Below are 23,901 nucleotides of genomic sequence, written 5' to 3' on the forward strand. Positions count from 1 at the left end.
GTTGTTACAACAGAGGGACCACGTCCCGTCCGGTATCGGTCATATTGCCGCGGCGCGCCGCACATCCGCCTTCGCCGCCGCCGCCACTTCCCGCGCCACCCGCTCCGTTGCGTCCGGAATCGCCGCCTGGCGCGCATTCTGCGCCATCGCCAGCAGCGTCAATCGATCCCAGCCGGCCAGCGTTTCGCTTACGCTGTCCACCGAGAACTGCGGTTGTTCTATAATCCTGGCCGCCCCCGCCTGCTCCAGGGGACGGGCGTTCCAGTACTGCTGGCGATCCTTATGCAAAAACGGTACAAAAATCGCCGGCAGCCCGGCGGCGGCGATTTCACTCACCGTCAGGGCGCCGGAGCGGCAGACCACCACATCGGCCCAACCGTAGGCCGCCGCCATATCGTCGATAAACTCGGTCACTTTATGCCGCGTTTGTCCCGCCGCGGCATAGGCCTGGTTAACCTCCCCGAGCGCCCCTTTGCCCACCTGGTGCCAGAGGGTAATACGCTCGCCCAGCCTGGCGGCCACGCCCGGCATGGTCTGGTTGAGGACGCGCGCGCCCTGGCTGCCGCCAATCACCAGTACCCGCACCGGGCCTTGCCTGTCCCGCAGGCGCTCGGCGGGTAACGGCAGCGCCAGCACATCGGTGCGCACCGGGTTGCCCACCACGGCGGCGTTGGCAAACGCGCCGGGAAACGCCTGCAATACCGTTTTGGCGATCTTCGACAGCCAGCGGTTGGTCAGCCCGGCGATGCCGTTTTGCTCATGCAGGACAATCGGCACCCCGCACAGCCAGGCCGCCAGGCCGCCGGGGCCCGACACATAGCCGCCCATGCCCAGCACCACATCCGGCCGGTAGGCGCGCATAATCGCTCTTGCCTGCCGCACCGCGCGCCAGATGCGCACCGGCGCGTACAGCTGCGCGCGCCAACCCTTGCCACGCAATCCGCTGATGCGGATAAAATCGATTTCGATGCCGTTTTTCGGCACCAGATCGGCTTCCATGCGGTCGGCGGTACCCAGCCAGCGCACCTGCCAGCCCTGCGCCATCAGGTAATGCGCCACCGCCAGTCCGGGGAACACATGGCCGCCGGTGCCGCCGGCCATCACCATCAAACGCCTGGTCTTCCCGTTCATCGGGGTCCCCTTACAAACGCCTGCGCCTTGGTCAGGCGCGTTTCATAATCGATGCGCAATAACAGCACGATGGCGGTAGACATAATCAGCAAACTCGAGCCACCGTAGCTGATCAGCGGCAGCGTCAGCCCCTTGGTGGGCAACATGCCCGCCGCCGCCCCGACGTTGACCAACGCCTGGAAACTGAACCAGATGCCGATGGCGCAGGCCAGGAATCCGGAAAACCGCTGATCGATTTCCAGCGCCTTGCGTCCGATGGACATGGCGCGAAAAGCGACGAAGAATACCATCAACAAAGCCAAAACCACACCGAAATAGCCAAGTTCTTCACCTAAAATCGCAAAGATGAAGTCGGTATGCGCCTCGGGCAAATACTCCAGTTTCTGCACCGAGTTGCCCAAACCCTGTCCCCAGAATTCACCGCGGCCGAACGCCATCAGTGATTGGGTCAGCTGGTAACCGCTGCCGAAGGGGTCCTGCCACGGATCCCAGAACGAGGTGACGCGGCGCATACGGTAAGGCTCGGCGATAACCAGCAGCACCACGGCAAAAATGCCCGAGCCGATAATCGACAAAAACTGCCACAGCTTGGCGCCGGCCAAAAACAGCATCGCCAGCGTGGTCACGAATAATACCACCACGGTCCCCAGGTCCGGCTGCGCCAGCAGCAGCACCGCCAGCACCACCATCACGCCCATGGGTTTGCAGAAGCCCCAGAAGTTAGTGCGCACTTCCTCGACCTTGCGCACCAGGTAACTGGCGAGATAGCAAAACAGCGACAGCTTGGATAACTCCGCCGGCTGGATACGCAGCGGTCCGAGCGCTATCCAGCGCGAGGCGCCGTTTACCGAGCTGCCCACCACCAGCACCACCAGCAGCATCACCATGGTGACCAGCAGCATGCCCGAGCTATAGCGCTGCCATACTTCCATCGGTATGCGCAGCGTCACCAGCGACAGGCCGAACGCCAGCGCCAGGTAAAAGGCATCGCGCTTGGCAAAGTAGAACGGATCGTCCGACAACCGCTGGCCGATGGGCATCGACGCCGAGGTCACCATGATAAAACCCAGGCAGGCAAGGCCCAGCGTCAGCCAAAGCAGGGTGCGATCGTAAAGCACATTGGTGGGCGCCTCGACGTCGCGCACGCCCATAATCCAATCTTTAAGTCCGCCAAAACGGCTCAGCCCCGGCATATGCATCAGCCCAACTCCTTAGCCAACCGCGCGAATTCATCGCCGCGATGCTCAAAACTGCGAAACTGATCAAGACTGGCGCACGCGGGCGACAGCAGGACCATGTCCCCTGCCCCGCATTGACCGGCGATCAGTTTCATCGCCTGCTCCATGGTATCGGTCAGGGTGGACACTTCCGGGCGCAGGCCGGCCAGTTGGGCGCCGTCGCGGCCGAAACAGTAAAGCCTTACCCGCTCGCCCTGCAGCAACGGCAGCAGGGGGGAGAAATCCGCTGATTTACCGTCGCCGCCCAACAGCAGGTGCAGCGTACCCGCGATCACCAGTCCGTTCAGCGCCGCTTCGGTACTGCCGACGTTGGTGGCCTTGGAATCATTAATCCAGCGCACGCCGCGGTGCTCATAGGCCAGTTGGAATCGGTGTGCCAGGCCGGTAAAGGTCTTCAGCGCCAGCAGGCCGGCCGCGCGCGGGATAGCCACCGCATCGGCCAGGGCCAGCGCCGCCAGGGCGTTGGCATGGTTATGGCGGCCGGTCAGCTTCATGTCGGCGGTATCGAGCACATCCTCGCCCCTGACGTTCAGCCATTGGCCGTCCTGGCGCAGGTCGAGCCGATAATCCCCGGCGCCGACGCCAAAACTGACGCAGCGCGGGTCATTGCCGCGCACCGGCATGGTCAGGACGTCGTCGGCGTTCACCACGCAAACCTGCGCCTGCTCATAGATCTTTAATTTGGCCGCGCGGTACTGCTGCATGCCGAGCGGATAGCGATTCATATGATCCTCGGTCACGTTCAGGATGGTGGCGGCGGCGGCGCGCAGGCTGGATGTCGTTTCCAATTGGAAGCTCGACAGCTCGAGCACATACAGCTGGTACGGCTGGTTGAGCAGCATCAGCGCCGGCCAGCCGATATTGCCGCCCACGCCCACCTGCCAGCCGGCGCTCTTGGCCATCTCGCCCACCAGCATGGTGACGGTGCTCTTGCCGTTGGACCCGGTGATCGCAACGATTGGCGCCCGTGCCTCGCGACAAAACAGTTCGATGTCACCGACGATTTCCACTCCCGCGCCGGCGGCGGCGGCAAGGGACGGATGCGAAAGCGCGATGCCGGGGCTGGCCACGATCAGATCCGCGTCCAAAAGCCAGTCTTCATTCAGGCCGCCCAGATGCCGTTCCACGGCGTCGGCGAGCTTGTCCAGCCCCGGCGGATTGAAACGGGTATCCATCACCCGCGGCGTTACGTTTCGGCTGATAAAAAAATCAACGCAGGAGAGACCGGTCAGTCCCAACCCGATGATGACAACTTTTTTACCCCGATAGTCGGTCATAGTTACCGCACCTTCAGCGTCGCCAGTCCAATCAGGACCAGCATCAGCGAGATTATCCAGAAGCGCACGATCACGCGCGGTTCCGGCCAGCCTTTCAGCTCATAATGATGATGAATCGGCGCCATGCGGAAAATCCGCTGGCCGCGCAGCTTAAATGAGCCCACCTGCAGGATCACCGACATGGTCTCCATGACAAACACGCCGCCCATGATCACCAGCAGGAACTCCTGGCGCAGCAGTACCGCAATGGTGCCGAGCGCCCCACCCAGCGCCAGCGAGCCGACATCACCCATGAACACCTGGGCCGGGTAGGTGTTAAACCATAAAAATCCCAACCCGGCGCCGACGATGGCGGTACAGACGATCACCAGTTCCCCCGCGAAACGGATATAGGGGATATGCAGGTAGTTGGCAAAGTTCATATTGCCGGTGGCCCAGGCCACCAGCGCCAGCCCGGCGGCGACAAATACCGTCGGCATAATCGCCAGCCCGTCCAGCCCGTCGGTCAGGTTGACCGCGTTGCTGGTGCCGACGATGACAAAGTAGGCCAGCAGGACATACAGCAGGCCGAGCTGGGGCATGATGTCCTTGAAAAACGGCACCACCAATTGGGTGGCCGGCGTCCCTTTGCCTACCGCGTACATGGTGAACGCCACCGCCAGCGCGATGACGGACTGCCAGAGATATTTCCAACGGGCAATCAGCCCCTTGGTATCCTTGCGCACCACCTTGCGGTAGTCGTCGATAAACCCGACCACCCCGTAGCCCAGCAGCACGAACAATACGCACCAGACATAGGGATTCGACGGATAAGCCCACATCAGCACCGAAATCGTAATCGACGTCAGTATCAGCAGCCCGCCCATGGTGGGTGTGCCTCGCTTGCTGAAATGGGACTCAGGCCCGTCGCTGCGCACCACCTGGCCGATTTGCAGCTTCTGCAGCCAGGCAATCATGTGCGGTCCCATCCACAACGAGATAAATAGCGCGGTCAGCAGACTGACGATGGCGCGGAACGTCAAATATGAAAAGACGTTAAAACCCGAATAAAATTGGACCAAATGTTCGGCCAGCCAAACTAACATGTCGCTTTCTCCTGTAACGCGCGCACTACCTGCTCCATTGCGGAACTACGTGAACCTTTGACTAATAGGGTAATTACCGCATGCTCAGACAGTAACCGCGCCAGACCGGAGGTCAGCGACGCTTTATCCTGAAAATGTTCGCCACGGCCGCTGGCCTCGCTTATCAAATGGCTCAGCCTGCCGACGCTCAACACTTTATCGATGCCCGTCATCCGTATGGCATCGCCCACCTGGCGATGGCACTCCTCCTCCCCGTCTCCCAGTTCGGCCATATCGCCCACCGCCATCACCCGGTAACCGGGCATGTCGGCCAACGTCTGCGCCGCGGCGGTCATGGAGCCGACGTTGGCGTTATAGCTGTCGTCGAGCAGCAGTTTTCCCGCGCCAAGCGTGATGGGAAACAGCCGGCCCGGCACGGCGGCGAGCTGCGCCAGGCCGCCCACGACGGCCTCGAGAGTGGCGCCGACCGACAGCGCCAGCGCGCTAGCCGCCAGGGCGTTCGCCACATTGTGGCGCCCCGGCAGCGGCAGTTTCACCCGACATTCGCCCAATGGGCTGTGCAGGGTAAAGTCGACGCCGCCCTGGGTAATGAGGATATCGCTGGCGTAAAAGTCCACCGCGTCGCCCTGCTGCGGCGAGAAGCGCCAGACCTGTTTATGCTGCAGCAGCGTCTGCCAGCGCGGCCAATCGTGGCTATCGGCGTTGATAATGGCCCGGCCATGGGGCGGCAGGCTGCCGAAAATCTCGCCTTTGGCCTGCGCCACGCCGCTCAGGGAACCGAACCCGGCCAGATGCGCGGCGGACAGGTTATTCACCAGCGCGGTTTCCGGCCTGACTAAATCCGTGGTATAGGCAATCTCGCCGATATGGTTGGCGCCGAGCTCGATGACCGCAAAGTCATCTGCGGGCGTCAGGCGCAGCAGCGTCAGCGGCACGCCGATATCATTATTGAAATTGCCGTCGGTATATAATACCTGCCCGCAACGGCGCAGGATGGCGGCGGTCATCTCCTTGACCGAGGTTTTGCCGGACGAGCCGGTGAGCGCGACAACGCGCGCGGGTACCTGCCGGCGCACCCAGGCGCCCAGCAGTCCCAAGGCGCGCCGGGTATCGGCCACCAGCAGTTGCGGCACATCCACCGGTAAGCGCTTACTTACCAATAAGGCCGTCGCGCCGGCCTTAATGGCGCGCGGCGCAAATTCATGGGCATCAAAGGTCTCGCCTTGCAGCGCCACGAACAACCCGGACTGCGCGGCGGCGCGCGAATCGGTGGACACGGCGCTGATAACGCCGTCCAGGGCGCTGTCCGCGCCGATATATTCGGCGTTCAGCACCGGGGCCAGTGTCCTCAGGGATACGCTAATCATGCAATCGCCCCCAGTAAACGCGCCACGGTGGTGCGATCGGAGTAATCCAGGCGACGCTGGCCGATCAGTTGGTAATCCTCATGGCCTTTACCCGCCACCAGCACCACGTCCTGCTCGCCGGCCTGCATCACGGCGCTGGTCACCGCTTCGGCGCGGCCCGGGATGACGGCGGCGGCGCCCGCGTTCAGCAAGCCCGCCAGGATATCGTTGATGATGGACATCGGCGCCTCGCTGCGCGGATTGTCGTCGGTTATCACCACCCGATCGGCATACTGCTCGGCGATGCCGCCCATAAGTGGGCGCTTACCTTTATCACGATCGCCGCCGCAGCCGAACACGCACCATAGCCTGCCGTGGCAGTGCAGCCTGGCCGCCGCCAGCGCCTTTTCGAGCGCATCCGGCGTATGGGCGTAATCAACCACCACCGTCGGCTTGCCGGCGGCATGGAACACTTCCATACGGCCGTTTACCGACTGCAGCATGCCCGCAGTGCGGGCCAGGTCAGCCAGCGGATAGCCCAGCGCCAGCAGGGTGCCCAGCGCCATCAGCAGGTTGCTGACGTTAAACTCGCCGATCAGGCGGCTGCGGATTTGTCCGCCGCCCCAGCTGGAATCGAAGCGGATTTCCACGCCGGCGGCGTGATACCGCACGTCGGTCGCCTGCAGCCAGCGGGCGGGCAAGGGCGACGGCAGGCGATGGCTGATGGAGATCGCCACCGCGCCGGGCAGCCCCGCCAGCCAGCGCAGGCCGACGTCGTCGTCGGCATTGATGATGCGCTGCCCGACATTGGGGCTGGCGAACAGCCGCCATTTGGCCGCTTCGTAATGCGCCATGTCGCCATGGTAATCAAGATGATCGCGGCTCAGGTTGGTAAACACGGCGGCGGCGAAATGCACATCGGCCACCCGGTGCTGGACCAGGCCGTGGGACGACACTTCCATGGCGGCGAAGCTTGCGCCCTGCCGATGCAACTGGTGTAGCGTCTGCTGGGTATCGACCGCCGAGCCGGTGGTATTTTCCACCGGGACCACCTGGCCGAATAAACCGTTGCCCACGGTGCCCATGACGGCGCTCTTTTCACCCATCAGCTGCGTCCACTGCGCCAGCAGATGGGTGGTCGTGGTTTTACCATTGGTGCCGGTGACGCCGACCAGCCGCAACGCCTGGGACGGCTGTCCGTAGAAACGGCCGGCCAATGCCGATAAACGCTCGTTTAACCGGGCAAGATAAATCACCGGGACGCCATGCTGCTCACGCAGTTCGCCGTCCGCGGCCTCGCCTTCCGCTTCCGCCACCACGGCGGCAACACCTTGCGCAATCGCCTGGGAAATATAAGCACGCCCGTCCGCTTTATGGCCGACTACGGCCACAAACAGATCCCCGGCAGCCGCGGCGCGGCTGTCCAGCGTCATTTCCCTGAGCGCGCGCTCCGGCGCCTGGGGCACCCATGGAGCGAGCAGTTCGCGCAAATTAAGATCGGTCACCTGATCCCTCTTTTTGATTAGTTACCATGTCATTTTTATCGCCGGTCTGAAGAGCATCCGGTTCCACGTTCATCGTACGTAATACGCCGCCCATGATGGCGCCGAACACCGGCGCGGACACCGCGCCGCCGTAGTATTTGCCAGCCTGCGGATCGTTTATCACCACCACCAGCGCGAAACGGGGCTGGCTGGCCGGTGCGACGCCCGCCGTATAGGCGATGTATTTATTGATATACTGTCCGTCCGGACCGACCTTTTTGGCGGTACCGGTCTTGATGGCGATGCGATAGCCCTTGATGGCGGCCTTGGTGCCGCCACCGCCGGGCAGCGCGACGCTTTCCATCATGTGCACCACGGTACGCACCAGGGCTTCCGGGAACACGCGCTCGCCCGCCACCGGCGGATCGACTTTGGTTATCGACAGCGGACGCAGGATGCCCAGGCTACCGACGGTTGCATAGACCCGCGCTAACTGTAACGGCGTTACCATTAGCCCGTAGCCGAAAGAGAAGGTGGCCCTCTCTATGTCAGACCACCGTTGTTTATGGGGAAATAAGCCACTGCTTTCTCCGACCAACCCCAAATTGGTCGCCTTACCCAGCCCAAAACGCGAGTAGGTATCTACCAGCGCCGAGGAGGGCATCGCCAACGCCAGCTTGGAAACGCCGACGTTACTCGATTTTTGCAAGACCCCGGTCAGGGTCAACTCGGCATAACGGGCCACGTCTTTGATTTCATGGCCGTTAATATAATAAGGAATGGTATTGAGCACGCTGTTTTCCTTGATAACGCCGCGCTGTAACGCGGTCATTACCACCATCGGCTTCACCGTGGAACCCGGTTCGAAAATATCGGTGATGGCGCGGTTGCGCATCACGTCCTTGGTCGTCCCGGTCAGGTTGTTGGGGTTATAGGAAGGACTATTGGCCATCGCCAGCACTTCGCCGGTATTGACGTCCACCAGCACGGCGGTGCCCGACTCGGCTTTATTAAACGCCACCGCGTTGTTCAGCTCCCGATAGACCACGGCCTGGAGCCGCTCGTCGATACTGAGCACCAGGTTATGCGCCGCCTGGCTGTCGACGGTGGAAATATCCTCGATCACCCGGCCAAAGCGATCCTTGCGCACCGTCCGCTCGCCCGGCTGGCCGGTCAGCCAGCGATCAAAGCTTTTTTCCACGCCTTCGATGCCCTCGCTGTCGATATTGGTAAAACCAATCAAATGGGCGGTTACCTGCCCCGCCGGATAATAACGGCGCGACTCCTGGCGCAGGAAGATACCGGGCAGCTTGAGTTTGTGGATGTAATCGCCGATGGCCGGATTCACCTGGCGGGCCAGATAGACGAAGCGCCCCTTGGGATTGGCGTTAATGCGCGATGACATTTGATCGAGGGGGATCGATAACGCGTCGGACAGCGCCTTCCAGCGGCTGTCGACGGTGATGCCGCCGTGTTCGTTCACTTCCTTCGGGTCCGCCCAGATGGCGTTGACCGGCACGCTGACCGCCAGGGGACGGCCGGCGCGATCGCTTATCATGCCGCGCGCGGTGGGTACTTCCTGCACGCGCAGCGAACGCATGTCGCCCTCGCGCACCAAACGATCCGGATTGATCACCTGCAGGTAGCCGACGCGAAAAACCAGGCCCAGCAACGCGAGTAAAATACAGCCGCACAACAACGCAAAACGCCAGCTGACAAAGCTGGCCTGATCTACATAGCGTTTCAATTTTATCGCTCGCGCGGCTTTCATCTAATGTTGTGTTATCCGGTTGCGTTAAGGTTGAACCACAATATTTTCCTGTGAAGGATCCACATGCTGCATCATCAGTTTTTCCGTGGCGAACCGTTCGACACGGCTATGGTCGCCCAGGGCGTTTTCCTCCAGGATCAGGTTGCGCCATTCAATATCCAGCGCGTCCCGCTCCAAAACCAGTTGCTCGCGTTGGGCGGTTAAGCGCCGCGTCTCATGGGTGGTCGTCACCACCAGGATCGCGGACACCAACACGGCCACCAGCAAAATGACCGGTATCTTGCCCTTGCGCAGCAAATCGCCGCCGATAACGCCGACCAGGCCGTGCCGTTCGTTGCCCATCATGACGACAGCTTCTCGGCAAAGCGTAAAACAGAGCTGCGCGCGCGCGGGTTAGCGGCCACTTCCCGCTCCGAGGGCTGCATTTTGCCCACCGGCCTCAGCTGCGCCTGGCCGCCCTGTTCGGCAATCTGCGCTTCGGTCAACGGCATGCGCGCCGGCACCTGCGGTCCGCGGCTATGGTCGCGGATAAAACGTTTTACCAGCCGGTCTTCCAGCGAATGAAAACTGATGACCGACAGACGTCCGCCGGGAGCCAATACGCCAAGGGCGCTATCCAGCGCCCGTTCAAGTTCTTCCAGCTCGCTATTGATATAAATGCGAATCGCCTGGAAGCTCCGGGTCGCCGGATGCTTATGTTTTTCACGAAACGGGCTGGCGTTAACGATAAGCTCGGCCAGTTCGTGAGTCCGCGTCATCGGCGACTGCTGGTTTTTTTCCACGATGGCCTGGGCAATGCGTTTGGCAAAACGCTCTTCGCCAAAGGTCTTCAGCACCCAGGCAATATCGTCGGCGCCGGCCTTGGCCAGCCATTCGGAGGCGGACATCCCGCGGCTGGTGTCCATGCGCATATCCAGCGGCCCGTCGCGCATAAAGGAAAATCCGCGCAGCGGATCGTCAAGCTGCGGCGATGACACGCCCAAATCCAGCAGTATGCCGTCGACCCGGCCGGTCAGCCCACGCTGCAACATGTAGTCGGCAATGGCTGAAAACGGCCCGTGAATAATGCTGAACCGGGAGTCATCTATGGCGCGTGCGGCTTCAATGGCCTGCGGATCGCGATCGATAGCCAGCAGTTGTCCGTCCGCCCCAAGTTGGGACAGGATCAGACGCGAATGACCGCCGCGCCCAAACGTGCCGTCAATGTAAATGCCATTGGGGCGCAGGTTCAGGCCGTTAACCGCTTCATCCAGCAAAACGGTGGTATGTTGATAAGTTTCTGCCATAGCTATAGTGACAAGTCTTGTAGTCGCGCAGAAAGTGGTTCCTGCGCCGACAGTTCAGCGTCGATGTCATCCTTGACCTGTTGATACCAGGTCTGTTCATCCCACAATTCAAATTTATTGAATTGCCCAACCAGCATCACTTCTTTGGTAAGCCCGGCGTGGAGCCGTAGTGTTTGCGCGATCAGCAGCCGTCCGGCGCCATCCATCTGGCATTCGCTGGCGTGACCCAGCAACAGGCGCTGCACGCGACGTTCGGCGGGGTTCATGCTCGACAGGCGGGAAAGCTTTTGTTCAATCACTTCCCATTCCGGTAAAGGATAAAGCAGCAGGCATGATTGGTGGAGGTCAATGGTACACACCATTAATCCTTCCGTTTCCTCGATCAGCTTCTCCCGGTAGCGGGTTGGCACGGCTAGCCTGCCTTTACTGTCGAGATTAACCAACGTTGCCCCACGGAACATTTGTCGATTTACCCCCGAAAAACCCTTTTCACCACGAAACCCCACTTATTCCCACGCAAAAGAGTGTACGAATGGTATTAAAACATTGTCAAGCTACTAACGAGCAAGAATGGGATTATTTATGCATGAATTAAGAAACTCTAACGGGAATTAGTTGCAGAGGGGCAAAAAAGTACACTAATAACATCATGATATTCATAACCGCGGTGTTTTGATTAAAAATTAGCAATTTTTTGATATAAACCGAAACCAAGCCGCCGGAGAGGGGATGCGGTCGCCAGCGCTGATTATACGCCCTTCGGCGCGGCGCGCTCAATCGACATCTTGGCCCGGCGCCGGTGGATTTGTTTTAGCGCAGGTTTTTTATAAACTCAGTCACATTATGAAATGTAAAATGGCCGGAGGAATAAAAAGATGTACCGGCACTAATAATCTTGCCTTTACTTTTATTTACCAACAAAACTGGTGATTTTCTCGGCAATTTTATTTAAGAAAGTCCAGTTTAATTACCCAATCCAGAATATTCCTAGCGCCCATCTTTAGTGGAGAAATTAGTGCAATAATCCCCTATCCGTGAAAAAACGCCTCCTGGACCACACCTCCCCACGCCTAACCCTCAGTACATAACTTGTTGAAAATAAGTCATTTAAGTTTTCAAGCCGAATGAAATAGCCTAACCTGAACAACAACATGGATTTTTAAGCATAAGGAGCTGATCTTATGATTAAAATAAAAACTATTAGCTAGTTAACTACTTGCATCCAGTGATGTAACCTATGCGCCATAGAATATGCACAATAAAACACTAGACAGCTGTATTGGCGCATCGACCAGCGACCGTTTTACCTTTGGAGCTACCTGTTATGTTTTCGCGCTCGTCCCGTTTACGCATGGCCGCGGCTGACACATTTGCCTTAGTGGTGTATTGCTTTATCGCAGGAATGGTTATCGAGATCCTGCTGTCCGGCATGACGCTACAACAATCCTTATCTTCAAGACTGCTTTCGGTTCCGGTCAACATTGTCATTGCCTGGCCGTTCGGCCAGTATCGCGATGCGGTGCTTAAGTTGGCGCGGCGCCATGGCCCGGATCAATTTTGGGCGCGTAATATTGCCGATTTGCTGGCTTACGTCAGTTTCCAGTCGCCGGTCTATGTGCTGATCCTGTTGGCGGTCGGCGCGGATTCACAGCAGATCATGACGGCGGTCACATCCAACGCGGTGGGATCGATGATCCTGGGCGTGGCCTACGGCTATTTTCTCGAGTATTGCCGACGGCTGTTTCATGTGACGGGATACGTCAATTAACGATAGTATGCAGCAATGCGCTTAAACCCGGCGAGTGTTGAAGGGAGAGCGTGGCGATGGGGCCGGGACGGGCATGGTTTTTCTGCCCGCCGCCACCCCGCCCATGATTTCCCGATGATCAATCGGGAATGGTTAGCTGCTCCAGAGCAAGCCGTCTAGATATAAGGCCCGCCATCACCCAATGTTAACGCAGGCGGGTTGAAGGGCCGGCTCGGCCCTCAGGCGCGACTGAGCGAGCCGCGACGAAACAGGCTGCGCCTGATACGGGTCAGCCCCGGTTTCGGCCTGTGCGGCTCATCCAGGCTGGCCAGCACCAGTTCCAGCACCCGCTCGGCCACCTCACGGTGGCGCTGCGCCACCGCCAGCACCGGGCATTCCAGGAAATCCAGCAGTTCGTTATCCCCGAAGGTGGCAATCGCCAGATCGGCCGGCAGCCGGCCGCTGCGCTTTAACGTCACGTCCATCACCCCCTGCAGCAGCGAAAACGAGGTGGTGAAGATGGCCTGCGGCATATCATGGCTCTCCAGGTACTGGCTGAACAGCGCCGCCGAGGACGAACGCTCATAGCTATTGGCATACAGGAAATCAGGCTTGCGGGCATCATCGCCCCATCCCTGCCGAAAGCCCTGCTCGCGCAGGAAGCTCACCGACAGTTCCGGCAACGCGCCCAAATATAAAATCGACTTACCGTTAAAACTGCGCAGCTCGCGCGACAGCATTTCCGCATCATCCCGATCCGCGCCCACCACGCTGATGAAATGGTCCGGATCGAGGGCGCGATCGAGGGCGATAATCGGGAAAGGATCGCTGGCCCAGCGCTGGTAAAAAGGATGTTCCGGCGGTAGCGCGGTGGATACGATAATGGCGTCCACCTGTCGTTGCAGCAGGTGCTCGACACAGCGCATTTCATTGTCCGGCTGATCTTCCGAGCAGGCAATCAGCAACTGGTAGCCGCGCTGGCGCGCCTGGCGCTCGAGATAGTTGGCGATGCGGGTATAGCTGGTATTCTCCAGATCGGGTATCACCAGACCGATGGATCGGGTCCTCCCTGCCCTAAGACCGGCGGCCACCGCGTTGGGATGGTAGTTATGTTCCCGCACCACCGCCATCACCTTTTCCACGGTTTTATCGCTAACGCGGTATTGTTTCGCTTTACCGTTGATCACATAACTGGCGGTTGTGCGCGAAACGCCTGCCAGGCGCGCGATTTCATCCAGTTTCACAGAGACTCCTTTGCGCTGAAAGATTTAACAGTGACCCGATATATCCATAGTCTCATCGGGGTATATCATTATGCTACAACAATTATCGGCATAAAACGTTAAGAAGTGAATTCGAACGGGGGAACGACCGGCAAACTGCTTAATACGGGCTTACACCCGGCGTGTCGAAGAGGGGGCGTGCCAATGGGGTTGTAGCGGGCATGGGGTTCCTGCCCGCCTCGCGCCCATGGCATGATAGGACCGCCAACACCGAAGCCAAAGCAGGCGTGTTAACGGGAGAGCGTGCCGGCCACGCGGTTGATCAGCGCATCACCTTATCGCCGCGCGCCAGCCCGACGATGCCGGAACGGGCCACCTCGATGATGCCGCCCACGTCGCGAATAGTGGTCAGGAAGGCGTCCAGCTTGTCGCTGGTGCCCGCCAGTTGCACGGTATACATCGACGGGGTGACATCCACGATCTGGCCGCGGAAGATATCGGCGCAGCGTTTAACCTCCTCGCGCCCGGCGCCGTCGGCCTGCACCTTAACCAACATGATTTCCCGCTCGACGTGGGTGCCCTGCCCTTGCCCAAGCTCGCTGACGCGCAGCACGTCCACCAGCTTGTGCAGCTGCTTCTCGATTTGTTCCAGCACCTTGGCGTCGCCCATGGTCTGGATGGTCATGCGCGACAGGGTGGGGTCGTCGGTCGGCGCCACGGTAAGGCTCTCGATGTTATAACCGCGCTGGGCAAACAGGCCGATAACCCGCGATAACGCGCCTGACTCGTTTTCCAATAATACCGATAAAATCCGGCGCATGTTCAGGTCCTCTCCGTTTTGCTTAACCACATTTCGTCCATGCCGCCGCCGCGAATCTGCATGGGATAGACGTGTTCCGTGCCGTCAACCATCACATCCACGAACACCAGACGATTCTTCTGCGCCAGCGCCTGGGCCAGCTTGCTTTCCAGTTCGTCCGGCGACTGAATGGAAATGCCCACATGGCCGTAGGCTTCCGCCAGCTTGACGAAGTCCGGCAGCGATTCCATATAGGATTGGGAGTGGCGGCCGGAATAGATCATATCCTGCCACTGTTTCACCATGCCCAGGTAACGGTTGTTCAGGCTGACCACCACCACCGGCAAATCGTATTGCAGCGCGGTGGACAGCTCCTGGATATTCATTTGGATGCTGCCGTCGCCGGTAATGCAGATCACCGTTTCCTCGGGCAGCGCCAGCTTGACGCCGAGCGCGGCGGGCAGCCCGAAGCCCATGGTGCCCAGGCCGCCGGAGTTGATCCAGTGGCGCGGCTGGTCGAACTGATAATACAGCGCGGCAAACATCTGGTGCTGGCCGACATCCGACGTCACATAGGCCTTGCCGCCGGTCAGGCGGAACAGGGTTTCGATCACCGCCTGCGGCTTGATCTTGCCGCTACGATGATCGTAATCCAGACAGTGGCGGGCGCGCCAGCGTTCGATATCCTGCCACCAGTCGCGCAACGCGTCGAACTGTTGATGATTATCGCCCTGCTCCAGTTGCTCCAGCATTTGCGCCAGCACCTGGCGGGCATCGCCGACGATGGGCACGTCCGCCGTGACCGTTTTGGAAATAGACGCCGGGTCGATGTCGATATGCAACACCGTGGCATCCGGACAATATTTCAGGAGATTATTGGTGGTGCGATCGTCAAACCGTACGCCGACCGCAAAAATCACATCGGCGCGATGCATGGCCATATTGGCTTCATAGGTACCGTGCATGCCCAGCATGCCCAGGCTTTGGCGGTGGGTGCCTGGGAAACTGCCCAACCCCATCAGCGAGCTGGTCACCGGGATATTGAGTTTTTCAGCCAATTGGCGCAGTTCTTCATGGCAACCGGCGGTTATTGCCCCGCCGCCGGTATAGATAACCGGACGCTCGGCGGCAAGCAGGCTTTGCAATGCGCGGCGTATCTGTCCCTTGTGGCCGTGTACCGTCGGGTTATAGGAACGCAGCGACACCGAATCAGGATACAAATAGGGAAATTTGTTGGCCGGATTAACAATGTCCTTGGGCACGTCAATCACCACCGGGCCGGGACGACCGGTGGAGGCCAGGTAAAAGGCTTTTTTCAGCACGCCGGGGATATCTTCGGTTTTTTTCACTAAAAAGCTGTGTTTTACCACCGGACGGGAAATACCTACCATATCGCATTCCTGAAAGGCGTCGAAACCGATCAGCGAGCTGGCGACCTGGCCGGAAATCACCACCAGCGGAATGGAATCCATATAGGCGGTGGCGATGCCGGTAATGGCATTGGTGGCGCCGGGGCCGGAGGTGACCAGCACCACGCCCACTTTCCCGGTGGCGCGCGCGTAACCGTCGGCCATATGGACCGCGCCCTGCTCGTGACGCACCAGGACATGCTCAATCCCACCTACCGTATGCAGCGCATCGTAGATGTCCAGTACGGCCCCGCCGGGATAACCGAATATATGCTTCACGCCCTGGTCGATTAACGACCGGACTACCATCTCGGCTCCTGACAACATCTCCATGGGTTTGCCTCCAGGCTTACGTAGGTTCTCCAACAGCGCAACCTGCCGCTGTCGCTTGGCACAGGGATGAAAATACAGCCCCTGAAATATTTTTGTTATTAATTTATGACCGGTAACGATAACGCCAGATGATGGGGCAGGCAAATAGCAAAAATCAGCACGCCGCCGGGAGCAATAATTTTTACACTAGCGGATTCTGTTTTTACGCTATAATACACTGCTTTTATTTTAGCTTTAAACCCACCGCACTGCCTGACGGGACAATTACAGCATCTTAACATTTGCGCCGCATAGCCGCGAAATATGCGCGGCGATAAGCATTGCGTATGAAAGGTTGACACCCGGCACTGAATCCTGTACCAATAAATACAATTACTCATTCATGAACTGGGACGCAGATCTATAATGTTCACTTCTTTCCGTCTACTAGGCCTACTACTACTCGCACTGTCGATGCGCGGTACGCTGGTACACGGAGTTCAGAACTGACTCATACGTCCCAGATATAAAACCCGCGCACTGCGCGGGTTTTTTTTTGCCTGCGCAACGTGTCCAGAAAACAAAGATAGGATTAATCATGAGCCAACAAGTTATAATTTTTGATACCACGCTGCGCGATGGCGAACAAGCGTTGCAAGCCAGCCTGAGTGTGAAAGAGAAACTGCAGATTGCCATGGCTCTGGAAAGAATGGGCATCGACGTGATGGAAGTAGGCTTCCCGGTTTCCTCGCCAGGCGACTTTGAGTCGGTGCAGACCATCGCGCGCCAAATCAAGAATAGCCGGGTATGCGGCCTGGCGCGCTGCGTGGAGAAAGACATCGACGTGGCCGCCGAGGCGCTGCGCGTTGCCGAGGCCTTCCGTATCCACGTGTTCCTGGCCACCTCAACGCTGCACATCGAATCCAAGCTGAAACGCAGTTTTGATCAGGTCATGGAGATGGCGGTGCAATCGGTAAAACGGGCGCGCAACTATACCGATGATGTGGAATTCTCATGTGAAGACGCCGGCAGGACCCCTATCGACAACCTGTGCCGTATCGTCGAGGCGGCCATTAACGCCGGCGCCCGGACCATCAATATCCCCGATACCGTCGGTTATACCACCCCGCTGCAGTTCAGCGGCATCATCACCTCGCTGTATGAACGCGTGCCGAATATCGACAAAGCCATTATCTCGGTCCATTGCCACGACGATTTGGGCATGGCGACCGGCAACTCCATCGCCGCGGTCCAGGCGGGCGCCCGGCAGGTTGAAGGCACCCTGAACGGCATCGGCGAACGCGCCGGCAATACCGCGCTGGAAGAAGTGATCATGGCCATCAAGGTGCGCGCCGATATCATGGGCGTGCACACCAATATCAATCACCAGGAAATCTACCGCACCAGCCAGATTGTCAGCCAATTGTGCAATATGCCCATCCCGGCCAACAAGGCGGTGGTCGGCTCCAATGCGTTTGCCCACTCCTCCGGCATCCATCAGGACGGCGTGCTGAAAAATCGCCAGAATTACGAAATCATGACGCCGGAAACCATCGGCCTGAAGGAAGTGCAGCTGAACCTGACCTCACGTTCCGGCCGCGCGGCGGTGAAGCATCGCATGCAGGAGATGGGCTACCAGGAACAGGATTACAACCTGGACGAGCTGTATGCCGCGTTCGTCAAGCTGGCGGATAAAAAAGGCCAGGTGTTTGATTACGATCTGGAAGCGCTGGCGTTTATCGGCAAACAGCAGGAAGAACCCGAACATTTCCGGCTGGACTATTTCAGCGTCCAGTCCGGCTCCAATGATATGGCCACCGCATCGGTCAAACTGGCGTGCGGCGAAGAGACCCAATCGGAAGCGGCCACCGGCAACGGCCCGGTAGACGCGGTCTACCAGGCGTTGAACCGGATTACCGGCTATCCCATTACGCTGCAAAAATATCAGCTCACCGCCAAGGGCCACGGCCGCGACGCGCTGGGCCAGGTGGATATCGTGGTGGACTATCACGGACGCCGTTTCCACGGGGTCGGCCTGACCACCGATATCATAGAGTCTTCCGCCAAGGCGATGATACATGTGATGAACAACATCTGGCGGGCGGGGCAGGTCGAGATAGAGCTGCAGCGTCTGCAAGGACAAAACAACAAACGGGATTATCAGGAAACGGTGTGAACATGAGCAAGACATATCATATAGCCGTATTGCCGGGTGACGGCATCGGCCCCGAAGTCATGGCGCAAGCCTATAAAATACTGAGCGCCGTGCGCGAGCGCTTCGGCGTACGCATCACCACCAGCGAATACGACGTCGGCGGCGCGGCCATCGATCGCCACGGCAGCCCGCTGCCCGCCGCCACGGTCAACGGCTGCGAGCAGGCCGACGCCATTCTGTTTGGTTCGGTGGGCGGCCCGAAATGGGAACATCTGCCGCCGGCGGAACAGCCTGAGCGCGGCGCCTTGTTGCCGCTGCGTAAGCACTTCAAGCTGTTCAGTAACCTGCGCCCGGCGCGGCTGTATCCGGGGCTGGAAGATTTCTGCCCGCTGCGCGCCGATATCGCCGCCCGCGGTTTTGATATCCTGTGCGTACGTGAGCTGACCGGCGGCATCTATTTCGGCCAGCCCAAGGGACGCGAAGGCAGCGGCAAGCATGAGCGCGCCTTCGATACCGAGGTGTATCATCGTTTTGAAATCGAGCGTATCGCCCGCATCGCCTTTGAATCCGCCCGCAAGCGCCGCGGTAAAGTGACCTCGATCGACAAAGCCAACGTGTTGCAAAGCTCGATTATGTGGCGTGAAATTGTCACTGAAATCGCCCAGGACTATCCGGACGTGACGCTGGCGCATTTATATATCGATAACGCCACCATGCAGTTAATCAAGGATCCGTCCCAGTTTGACGTGCTGCTGTGCTCCAACCTGTTCGGCGACATCCTGTCCGATGAATGCGCGATGATCACCGGTTCGATGGGCATGCTGCCCTCGGCCAGCCTCAATGAACAGGGATTCGGCCTCTACGAGCCCGCCGGCGGTTCGGCGCCGGATATTGCCGGCAGGAACCTGGCCAATCCGGTGGCGCAAATCCTGTCCACCGCGCTGCTGCTGCGCTACAGCCTGGGCCTGGACGAGGCCGCCGACGCCATTGAGCAGGCGGTCAACCAGGCGCTGGCAGCCGGCTATCGCACCGCCGATTTGGCCGGCGACGGCTCCGCGTTGGGCACCGACGAGATGGGCGGCCGCATCGCCGGTTATATTATCCAGGGGGCATGAACAGTATGAGCAAGTCGTTATATCAAAAATTATATGATGCGCATGTAGTCTACGAAGCGCCGGCAGAAACGCCTTTATTATATATTGACCGCCATTTGGTCCATGAAGTGACCTCACCCCAGGCGTTCGACGGCCTGCGCGCCATGGGACGCCCCGTGCGCCAGCCGTCGAAGACCTTCGCCACCATGGATCATAATGTCTCCACCCAGACCCGGGACATTAACGCCAGCGGCGAGATGGCCCGCATTCAGATGCAGGAACTGATCAAGAACTGCGCGGAATTCGGCGTCCAGCTGTACGACCTGAACCATCCTTACCAGGGTATCGTGCATGTTATCGGTCCCGAACAGGGCATGACCCTGCCGGGCATGACCATCGTCTGCGGCGATTCACACACCGCCACCCACGGCGCCTTCGGCGCGCTGGCCTTCGGCATCGGCACCTCGGAAGTGGAGCACGTGCTGGCCACCCAGACCCTGAAGCAGGGCCGCGCCAAGACCATGAAGATCGAGGTAACCGGCCGCGCCGCGCCCGGCATTACCGCCAAGGACATCGTGCTGGCGGTGATCGGTAAAACCGGCTCCGCCGGCGGTACCGGCCACGTGGTGGAATTCTGCGGCGACGCGATAACCTCCCTGAGCATGGAAGGCCGCATGACGCTGTGCAATATGGCCATCGAGATGGGCGCCAAGGCCGGGCTGGTGGCGCCGGACGACACCACTTACGCTTATCTGCAGGGCCGCCAGTTCGCGCCGAAAAGCGATAACTGGCTGCAGGCGATAGCCTACTGGAACACCCTGAAATCCGATGACGACGCGGTATTCGACAAGGTGGTGACCCTGAGCGCCGAAGATATCGCGCCGCAGGTGACCTGGGGCACCAATCCCGGCCAGGTGATCGCCATCAACCAGATTATCCCGTCGCCCGACTCCTTCAGCGACCCGGCGGAACGCAACTCCGCCGCCAAGGCGTTGGCCTATATGGATTTGCAGCCGGGCATCCGCCTGACCGACGTGGCCATCGACAAAGTCTTTATCGGCTCCTGCACCAACTCGCGCATTGAGGACCTGCGCGCGGCGGCCGCCATCGCCAAGGGGCGCCGCGTCGCCGCCGGCGTACAGGCCATCGTGGTGCCGGGCTCCGGTCCGGTCAAGGCCCAGGCGGAAGCCGAAGGCCTGGACAAGATCTTTTTAGAGGCCGGTTTCGAATGGCGCCTGCCGGGCTGCTCCATGTGCCTGGCCATGAACAACGATCGCCTGAACCCCGGCGAACGTTGCGCATCCACCAGCAATCGTAATTTCGAGGGTCGCCAGGGCCGCGGCGGAAGGACCCATTTGGTCAGTCCGGCCATGGCGGCGGCGGCGGCGGTTAGCGGTCATTTTGCCGATATTCGCGAATTGAATTAAGGGAGACAGCTTCATGGCTAAATTTACGCAACATACCGGGCTGGTGGTGCCGTTGGATGCCGCCAACGTGGATACCGACGCCATTATTCCGAAACAGTTTTTACAGAAAGTCACCCGTACCGGCTTCGGCCAGCATCTGTTCAACGACTGGCGTTTTCTCGACGATGCCGGCCAGCAGCCCAATCCGGACTTTGTGCTGAACAAACCGCGCTATCGCGGCGCCAGCATTTTGCTGGCGCGGGAGAATTTCGGCTGCGGTTCGTCGCGCGAGCACGCGCCCTGGGCGCTGGCCGATTACGGCATCCAGGTGGTGATTGCGCCGAGCTTTGCCGATATCTTTTACGGCAACAGCTTTAACAGCCAACTGCTGCCGATTGCCCTGTCGCCGGAGCAGGTGGATGAAATGTTCATCCTGGTCGAGGCTAATGAAGGCATGACCTTTACGGTGGATTTGGAACATCAGCGGGTGATTGCCGGGGATAAGCGCTATTTGTTTGAGATTGATGCGTTTCGTAAGCATTGCATGATTAATGGGTTGGATAGCATCGGGCTGACGCTGCAGCATGAAGGGTCAATTGCGGATTATGAGGCGAGCCAGCCGGCGTTTTTGCATTGATTGAGGCGCGTTCGCTTGCGGCGGGCGACATCGGCACGCTGGGAGCGGGTTTCTCTTGCCGCGGGCGGCGGCGTCCCCTCTTGTCGCTTGCCCGCGCCTGGCACAGCATAAAAATGCGCAATTTTCAGCAAGCGAAACTGTCACGACACTCCCATGCCCCACAGCCGGCCAACAAAACCGCCAGCACTCCCATGCCCCACAGCCGGCAAACGCAACCGCCACAAAACGTCCCCATTCCCATGCCTACGGCAAAAAAAAACCGGATTGCTCGCGCCGCCCGGTCGGTAGACCTCACCGCAATTAAAACATCTTACGTTTATCACGGCAGCAGCATCCTTGCCGCTGCCGACACCACCAACAATGGACCTTAGGTCCAATGCTGGTACTCGTCCTCCGAAAGGGCATCAATATGCCATTGGGTAACCTGCAACAACAGCGCCATGCGCTGTCCGCTGCGGCCGCTATCGGGCCGGATCACGCCGCGCCCGCAGAGAGCGTTAAAATAACGCTGATAAAACTGGCGCAAGACGGTAATTTTCATCATTCCATTCCCCACTCTGCCCTTTCGACCCGGCCAGTATCGGCCTAATATATAGGAAGAAAAACAGATGACTTTTACTGGAGTGTTCCTCTTTTATGTCTTCCCCACGCCTGCAACAACAATTTATCCGCCTGTGGCAAAGCTGCCAGGGCCAGCCGCAGGAAACTACTCTGGGTGAACTGGCGCAGGCGCTGAGCTGTACGCGCCGCCATGTCCGCTCGCTGCTGAAAACCATGCAGGAGATGGGCTGGCTGGAGTGGCAATCGGCCGCCGGGCGGGGCAAGCGTTCCCATCTGACTTTTCACTATACCGGCCTGGCGTTGCAGCAGCAGCGGGCGGAAGATTTGCTGGAGCAGGATCGTATCGAACAATTGGTCCAGTTGGTGGGGGATAAAGACGCGGTACGCCAGATGCTGCTCTCCCATCTGGGCCGCAGCTTTCGCCAGGGCAAGCATATTTTGCGGGTGCTTTATTATCGACCGCTGCTGAACCTCTTGCCGGGCAGCGCGCTACGGCGATCGGACAACCATATCGTGCGGCAGATCTTCAGCGGTTTAACCAAGATAAACGAGGAAAACGGGGAACTGGAAGCGGATCTCGCCCATCATTGGCAACAGGTGTCGCCCTTGCAATGGCGTTTTTACCTGCGCCCGGCCATTCATTTTCACCATGGGCGGGAACTGGCCACCGAGGATGTGCGCCACTCGCTGCTGCGCCTGCGGGACAATCTGCTGTTCCGTCATATAAGAGATGTCTCGTCCCCCACCGCCAATACCGTCGATATCTTTTTATCCGAGCAGGACGACTGGCTGCCCTGGCTGTTGGGCAGCGTGCCGGCGATGATTTTGCCGCAGGAGTGGGCGACCATGCCGGACTTTGCCCGCCGTCCCGTCGGCACCGGCCCCTATGCGGTCATCGACAACCGGGACAGCCTGTTGAAGATCCGCGCATTTGATGATTATTTCGGCTATCGCGCGCTGATTGATGAAGTGAATATCTGGGTCTTGCCGGAGCTGACCGCCGAGCTCAGCTATTCCGGCGTCCAGCTGCAGGCGGACAACAGCGGTCATGACAAGCTGGAGACACGGCTGGAGGAAGGCTGTTATTTCCTGCTCTACGATCGGCGCTCGCCGCTGATGCAAAATGACGATATCCGCCGCTGGGTGAGTGAAAACATCGATCCCATTTCCATGCTGGCCGAGGCCGGAACGGCCTACCAGCATTACTGGTCGCCGGCCTACGGCATCCTGCCGCGCTGGCGCCATAGCCGGGTCGCCACGCCACGCCCCAAGCCCGAGGGGCTCAACAGCATCACCCTGACGGTGTACCACGCCCATTCGGAATTCGACGATCTGTGCCGCGCGCTCGGCGAGGTGCTGGCCCGGCAGGATATCGCGCTGGTGGTCAATACGGTGGATTACGCCACCTGGCATAATGGCGAAGCCCAGAGCGATATGTGGCTCGGCAGCGCCAATTTTTACCTGCCGCTGGACTATTCCCTGTTCGCCACCTTCTACGAGATGCCGCTGATGCATCATTGCCTGCAGGCCGGTTTAACCGACGATCTGCGGTTATGGCGCGGCAAAAGCCTGACGACGGCGCAATGGTGCCAATCGCTGGTCACCGACTACCGGCTGCACCCGCTGTTCCACCATTGGTTAATCCTGCAGGGACAACGCAGCATGCGCGGTATCAGGATGAACACCCTGGGGTGGTTTGATTTTAAATCCGCCTGGTTCGCGCCGCCGGACGCGTCCAACCCGTCGGAGGCGTAGGCGGCGCTGTTAAGCCGATGATAAAACCTTTACACTTAAACCTGTTCTCAACGGGGTGCGAACCTCCGGCATGGCTTTAGCCGGGGCGCGAGCTGAGAGTATACCCGTCGAACCTGATCCGGCTAATACCGGCGAAGGGATTTGAGAGTGCGCCGCGCTGCCTCAAACGCCTTTGCCGCCTTTTT

General features: G+C 59.4%; 20 protein-coding genes and 1 riboswitch. Of the genes, 6 read left to right on the top strand and 14 right to left on the bottom strand.

Going from position 1 to position 23,901, the window contains the following annotated elements; all coding sequences use genetic code 11:
- Positions 1–39: 39 nt before the first annotated feature.
- Genes murG through mraZ form a run of 10 tightly spaced genes read right to left on the bottom strand, consistent with a single transcriptional unit; the run spans position 40 to position 11,079 of the window.
- A complete protein-coding gene (murG, locus tag GRH90_RS00680; protein ID WP_162363972.1) occupies positions 40–1,131 on the bottom strand; it encodes an undecaprenyldiphospho-muramoylpentapeptide beta-N-acetylglucosaminyltransferase in 1,092 nt (363 codons plus the stop codon).
- Entirely contained in the window at positions 1,128–2,330 is a 1,203-nt protein-coding gene (gene ftsW, locus GRH90_RS00685) for a cell division protein FtsW (RefSeq protein WP_162363973.1), read from the bottom strand. The genes murG and ftsW overlap by 4 nt, the downstream gene beginning before the upstream one ends.
- Positions 2,330–3,646: a UDP-N-acetylmuramoyl-L-alanine--D-glutamate ligase gene (murD, locus tag GRH90_RS00690; RefSeq protein ID WP_162363974.1), complete on the bottom strand. Its 1,317-nt coding sequence runs from the start codon at positions 3,644–3,646 to the stop codon at positions 2,330–2,332. Before murD ends, ftsW begins: the two co-directional genes overlap by 1 nt.
- Positions 3,647–3,648: 2 nt before the next feature.
- A complete protein-coding gene (mraY, locus tag GRH90_RS00695; RefSeq protein WP_162363975.1) occupies positions 3,649–4,731 on the bottom strand; it encodes a phospho-N-acetylmuramoyl-pentapeptide-transferase in 1,083 nt (360 codons plus the stop codon).
- Complete coding sequence (murF, locus tag GRH90_RS00700; protein WP_162363976.1) at positions 4,725–6,098, bottom strand: UDP-N-acetylmuramoyl-tripeptide--D-alanyl-D-alanine ligase; 1,374 nt, start codon at positions 6,096–6,098, stop codon at positions 4,725–4,727. Before murF ends, mraY begins: the two co-directional genes overlap by 7 nt.
- Positions 6,095–7,582 (bottom strand): UDP-N-acetylmuramoyl-L-alanyl-D-glutamate--2,6-diaminopimelate ligase, encoded by a 1,488-nt coding sequence (gene murE / locus GRH90_RS00705; RefSeq protein ID WP_162363977.1) that lies wholly within the window; start codon positions 7,580–7,582, stop codon positions 6,095–6,097. Before murE ends, murF begins: the two co-directional genes overlap by 4 nt.
- Positions 7,569–9,332, bottom strand: a complete 1,764-nt coding sequence (ftsI, locus tag GRH90_RS00710; RefSeq protein ID WP_162363978.1) for a peptidoglycan DD-transpeptidase PBP3 — start codon at positions 9,330–9,332, stop codon at positions 7,569–7,571. Before ftsI ends, murE begins: the two co-directional genes overlap by 14 nt.
- A gap of 24 nt (positions 9,333–9,356) precedes the next feature.
- Complete coding sequence (gene ftsL / locus GRH90_RS00715) at positions 9,357–9,677, bottom strand: cell division protein FtsL (protein ID WP_162363979.1); 321 nt, start codon at positions 9,675–9,677, stop codon at positions 9,357–9,359.
- On the bottom strand, positions 9,674–10,618 hold the full coding sequence (gene rsmH, locus GRH90_RS00720; RefSeq protein WP_162363980.1) for a 16S rRNA (cytosine(1402)-N(4))-methyltransferase RsmH: 945 nt from the start codon (positions 10,616–10,618) through the stop codon (positions 9,674–9,676). Before rsmH ends, ftsL begins: the two co-directional genes overlap by 4 nt.
- 2 nt (positions 10,619–10,620) lie before the next feature.
- A complete protein-coding gene (gene mraZ / locus GRH90_RS00725) occupies positions 10,621–11,079 on the bottom strand; it encodes a division/cell wall cluster transcriptional repressor MraZ (protein ID WP_162363981.1) in 459 nt (152 codons plus the stop codon).
- Positions 11,080–11,942: 863 nt separating this feature from the next.
- Here mraZ and GRH90_RS00730 point away from each other — a divergent pair.
- A complete protein-coding gene (locus GRH90_RS00730; RefSeq protein WP_162363982.1) occupies positions 11,943–12,386 on the top strand; it encodes an L-alanine exporter AlaE in 444 nt (147 codons plus the stop codon).
- 218 nt (positions 12,387–12,604) lie between these two features.
- On the opposite strand, the gene cra is transcribed toward GRH90_RS00730, so the two are convergent.
- From cra to ilvI, 3 genes are all read right to left on the bottom strand, one after another.
- A complete protein-coding gene (cra, locus tag GRH90_RS00735; protein ID WP_162363983.1) occupies positions 12,605–13,609 on the bottom strand; it encodes a catabolite repressor/activator in 1,005 nt (334 codons plus the stop codon).
- 301 nt (positions 13,610–13,910) lie between these two features.
- Positions 13,911–14,408 carry an acetolactate synthase small subunit gene (ilvN, locus tag GRH90_RS00740; protein WP_162363984.1) on the bottom strand — a complete coding sequence of 166 codons (498 nt, stop codon included), beginning with the start codon at positions 14,406–14,408 and terminating at the stop codon, positions 13,911–13,913.
- Between the two features lie 2 nt (positions 14,409–14,410).
- Complete coding sequence (gene ilvI, locus GRH90_RS00745) at positions 14,411–16,129, bottom strand: acetolactate synthase 3 large subunit (RefSeq protein WP_162363985.1); 1,719 nt, start codon at positions 16,127–16,129, stop codon at positions 14,411–14,413.
- Positions 16,130–16,706: 577 nt separating this feature from the next.
- On the opposite strand from ilvI, the gene leuA reads away from it, so the two are divergent.
- The 4 genes from leuA to leuD are packed head-to-tail and all read left to right on the top strand — an operon-like array spanning position 16,707 to position 21,400.
- Positions 16,707–18,284 carry a 2-isopropylmalate synthase gene (gene leuA / locus GRH90_RS00750; RefSeq protein WP_162363986.1) on the top strand — a complete coding sequence of 526 codons (1,578 nt, stop codon included), beginning with the start codon at positions 16,707–16,709 and terminating at the stop codon, positions 18,282–18,284.
- Between the two features lie 2 nt (positions 18,285–18,286).
- The gene (leuB, locus tag GRH90_RS00755) at positions 18,287–19,378 is read left to right on the top strand and encodes a 3-isopropylmalate dehydrogenase (protein ID WP_162363987.1); all 1,092 of its coding nucleotides are present in this window, start codon (positions 18,287–18,289) and stop codon (positions 19,376–19,378) included.
- 5 nt (positions 19,379–19,383) lie between these two features.
- On the top strand, positions 19,384–20,784 hold the full coding sequence (leuC, locus tag GRH90_RS00760) for a 3-isopropylmalate dehydratase large subunit (protein ID WP_162363988.1): 1,401 nt from the start codon (positions 19,384–19,386) through the stop codon (positions 20,782–20,784).
- 13 nt (positions 20,785–20,797) lie between these two features.
- Positions 20,798–21,400 (top strand): 3-isopropylmalate dehydratase small subunit, encoded by a 603-nt coding sequence (gene leuD / locus GRH90_RS00765; RefSeq protein WP_162363989.1) that lies wholly within the window; start codon positions 20,798–20,800, stop codon positions 21,398–21,400.
- A 367-nt stretch (positions 21,401–21,767) separates the two neighbouring features.
- Here the strand turns inward: leuD and sgrT are convergent, their stop codons facing one another.
- A complete protein-coding gene (gene sgrT, locus GRH90_RS00770) occupies positions 21,768–21,944 on the bottom strand; it encodes a glucose uptake inhibitor SgrT (RefSeq protein ID WP_246235798.1) in 177 nt (58 codons plus the stop codon).
- A 92-nt stretch (positions 21,945–22,036) separates the two neighbouring features.
- Between sgrT and sgrR the strand changes: the two genes are divergently transcribed.
- On the top strand, positions 22,037–23,716 hold the full coding sequence (gene sgrR / locus GRH90_RS00775) for an HTH-type transcriptional regulator SgrR (RefSeq protein WP_162363990.1): 1,680 nt from the start codon (positions 22,037–22,039) through the stop codon (positions 23,714–23,716).
- Positions 23,717–23,757: 41 nt separating this feature from the next.
- A riboswitch (TPP riboswitch) is annotated at positions 23,758–23,874 on the top strand.
- The last annotated feature ends 27 nt before the right edge of the window (positions 23,875–23,901 follow it).

Origin of the sequence: Acerihabitans arboris, assembly GCF_010131535.1 — a bacterium.
Taxonomy (GTDB): domain Bacteria; phylum Pseudomonadota; class Gammaproteobacteria; order Enterobacterales; family Enterobacteriaceae; genus Acerihabitans; species Acerihabitans arboris.

Excerpts from the sequence above, each read along its gene's own strand:
- murG (WP_162363972.1), bottom strand. The coding sequence starts at position 1,131 with ATGAACGGGAAGACCAGGCGTTTGATGGTGATGGCCGGCGGCACCGGC.
- ftsW (WP_162363973.1), bottom strand. The coding sequence starts at position 2,330 with ATGCATATGCCGGGGCTGAGCCGTTTTGGCGGACTTAAAGATTGGATT.
- murD (WP_162363974.1), bottom strand. The coding sequence starts at position 3,646 with ATGACCGACTATCGGGGTAAAAAAGTTGTCATCATCGGGTTGGGACTG.
- mraY (WP_162363975.1), bottom strand. The coding sequence starts at position 4,731 with ATGTTAGTTTGGCTGGCCGAACATTTGGTCCAATTTTATTCGGGTTTT.
- murF (WP_162363976.1), bottom strand. The coding sequence starts at position 6,098 with ATGATTAGCGTATCCCTGAGGACACTGGCCCCGGTGCTGAACGCCGAA.
- ftsI (WP_162363978.1), bottom strand. The coding sequence starts at position 9,332 with ATGAAAGCCGCGCGAGCGATAAAATTGAAACGCTATGTAGATCAGGCC.
- ftsL (WP_162363979.1), bottom strand. The coding sequence starts at position 9,677 with ATGATGGGCAACGAACGGCACGGCCTGGTCGGCGTTATCGGCGGCGAT.
- rsmH (WP_162363980.1), bottom strand. The coding sequence starts at position 10,618 with ATGGCAGAAACTTATCAACATACCACCGTTTTGCTGGATGAAGCGGTT.
- mraZ (WP_162363981.1), bottom strand. The coding sequence starts at position 11,079 with ATGTTCCGTGGGGCAACGTTGGTTAATCTCGACAGTAAAGGCAGGCTA.
- GRH90_RS00730 (WP_162363982.1), top strand. The coding sequence starts at position 11,943 with ATGTTTTCGCGCTCGTCCCGTTTACGCATGGCCGCGGCTGACACATTT.
- ilvN (WP_162363984.1), bottom strand. The coding sequence starts at position 14,408 with ATGCGCCGGATTTTATCGGTATTATTGGAAAACGAGTCAGGCGCGTTA.
- ilvI (WP_162363985.1), bottom strand. The coding sequence starts at position 16,129 with ATGGAGATGTTGTCAGGAGCCGAGATGGTAGTCCGGTCGTTAATCGAC.
- leuA (WP_162363986.1), top strand. The coding sequence starts at position 16,707 with ATGAGCCAACAAGTTATAATTTTTGATACCACGCTGCGCGATGGCGAA.
- leuB (WP_162363987.1), top strand. The coding sequence starts at position 18,287 with ATGAGCAAGACATATCATATAGCCGTATTGCCGGGTGACGGCATCGGC.
- leuC (WP_162363988.1), top strand. The coding sequence starts at position 19,384 with ATGAGCAAGTCGTTATATCAAAAATTATATGATGCGCATGTAGTCTAC.
- leuD (WP_162363989.1), top strand. The coding sequence starts at position 20,798 with ATGGCTAAATTTACGCAACATACCGGGCTGGTGGTGCCGTTGGATGCC.
- sgrT (WP_246235798.1), bottom strand. The coding sequence starts at position 21,944 with ATGATGAAAATTACCGTCTTGCGCCAGTTTTATCAGCGTTATTTTAAC.
- sgrR (WP_162363990.1), top strand. The coding sequence starts at position 22,037 with ATGTCTTCCCCACGCCTGCAACAACAATTTATCCGCCTGTGGCAAAGC.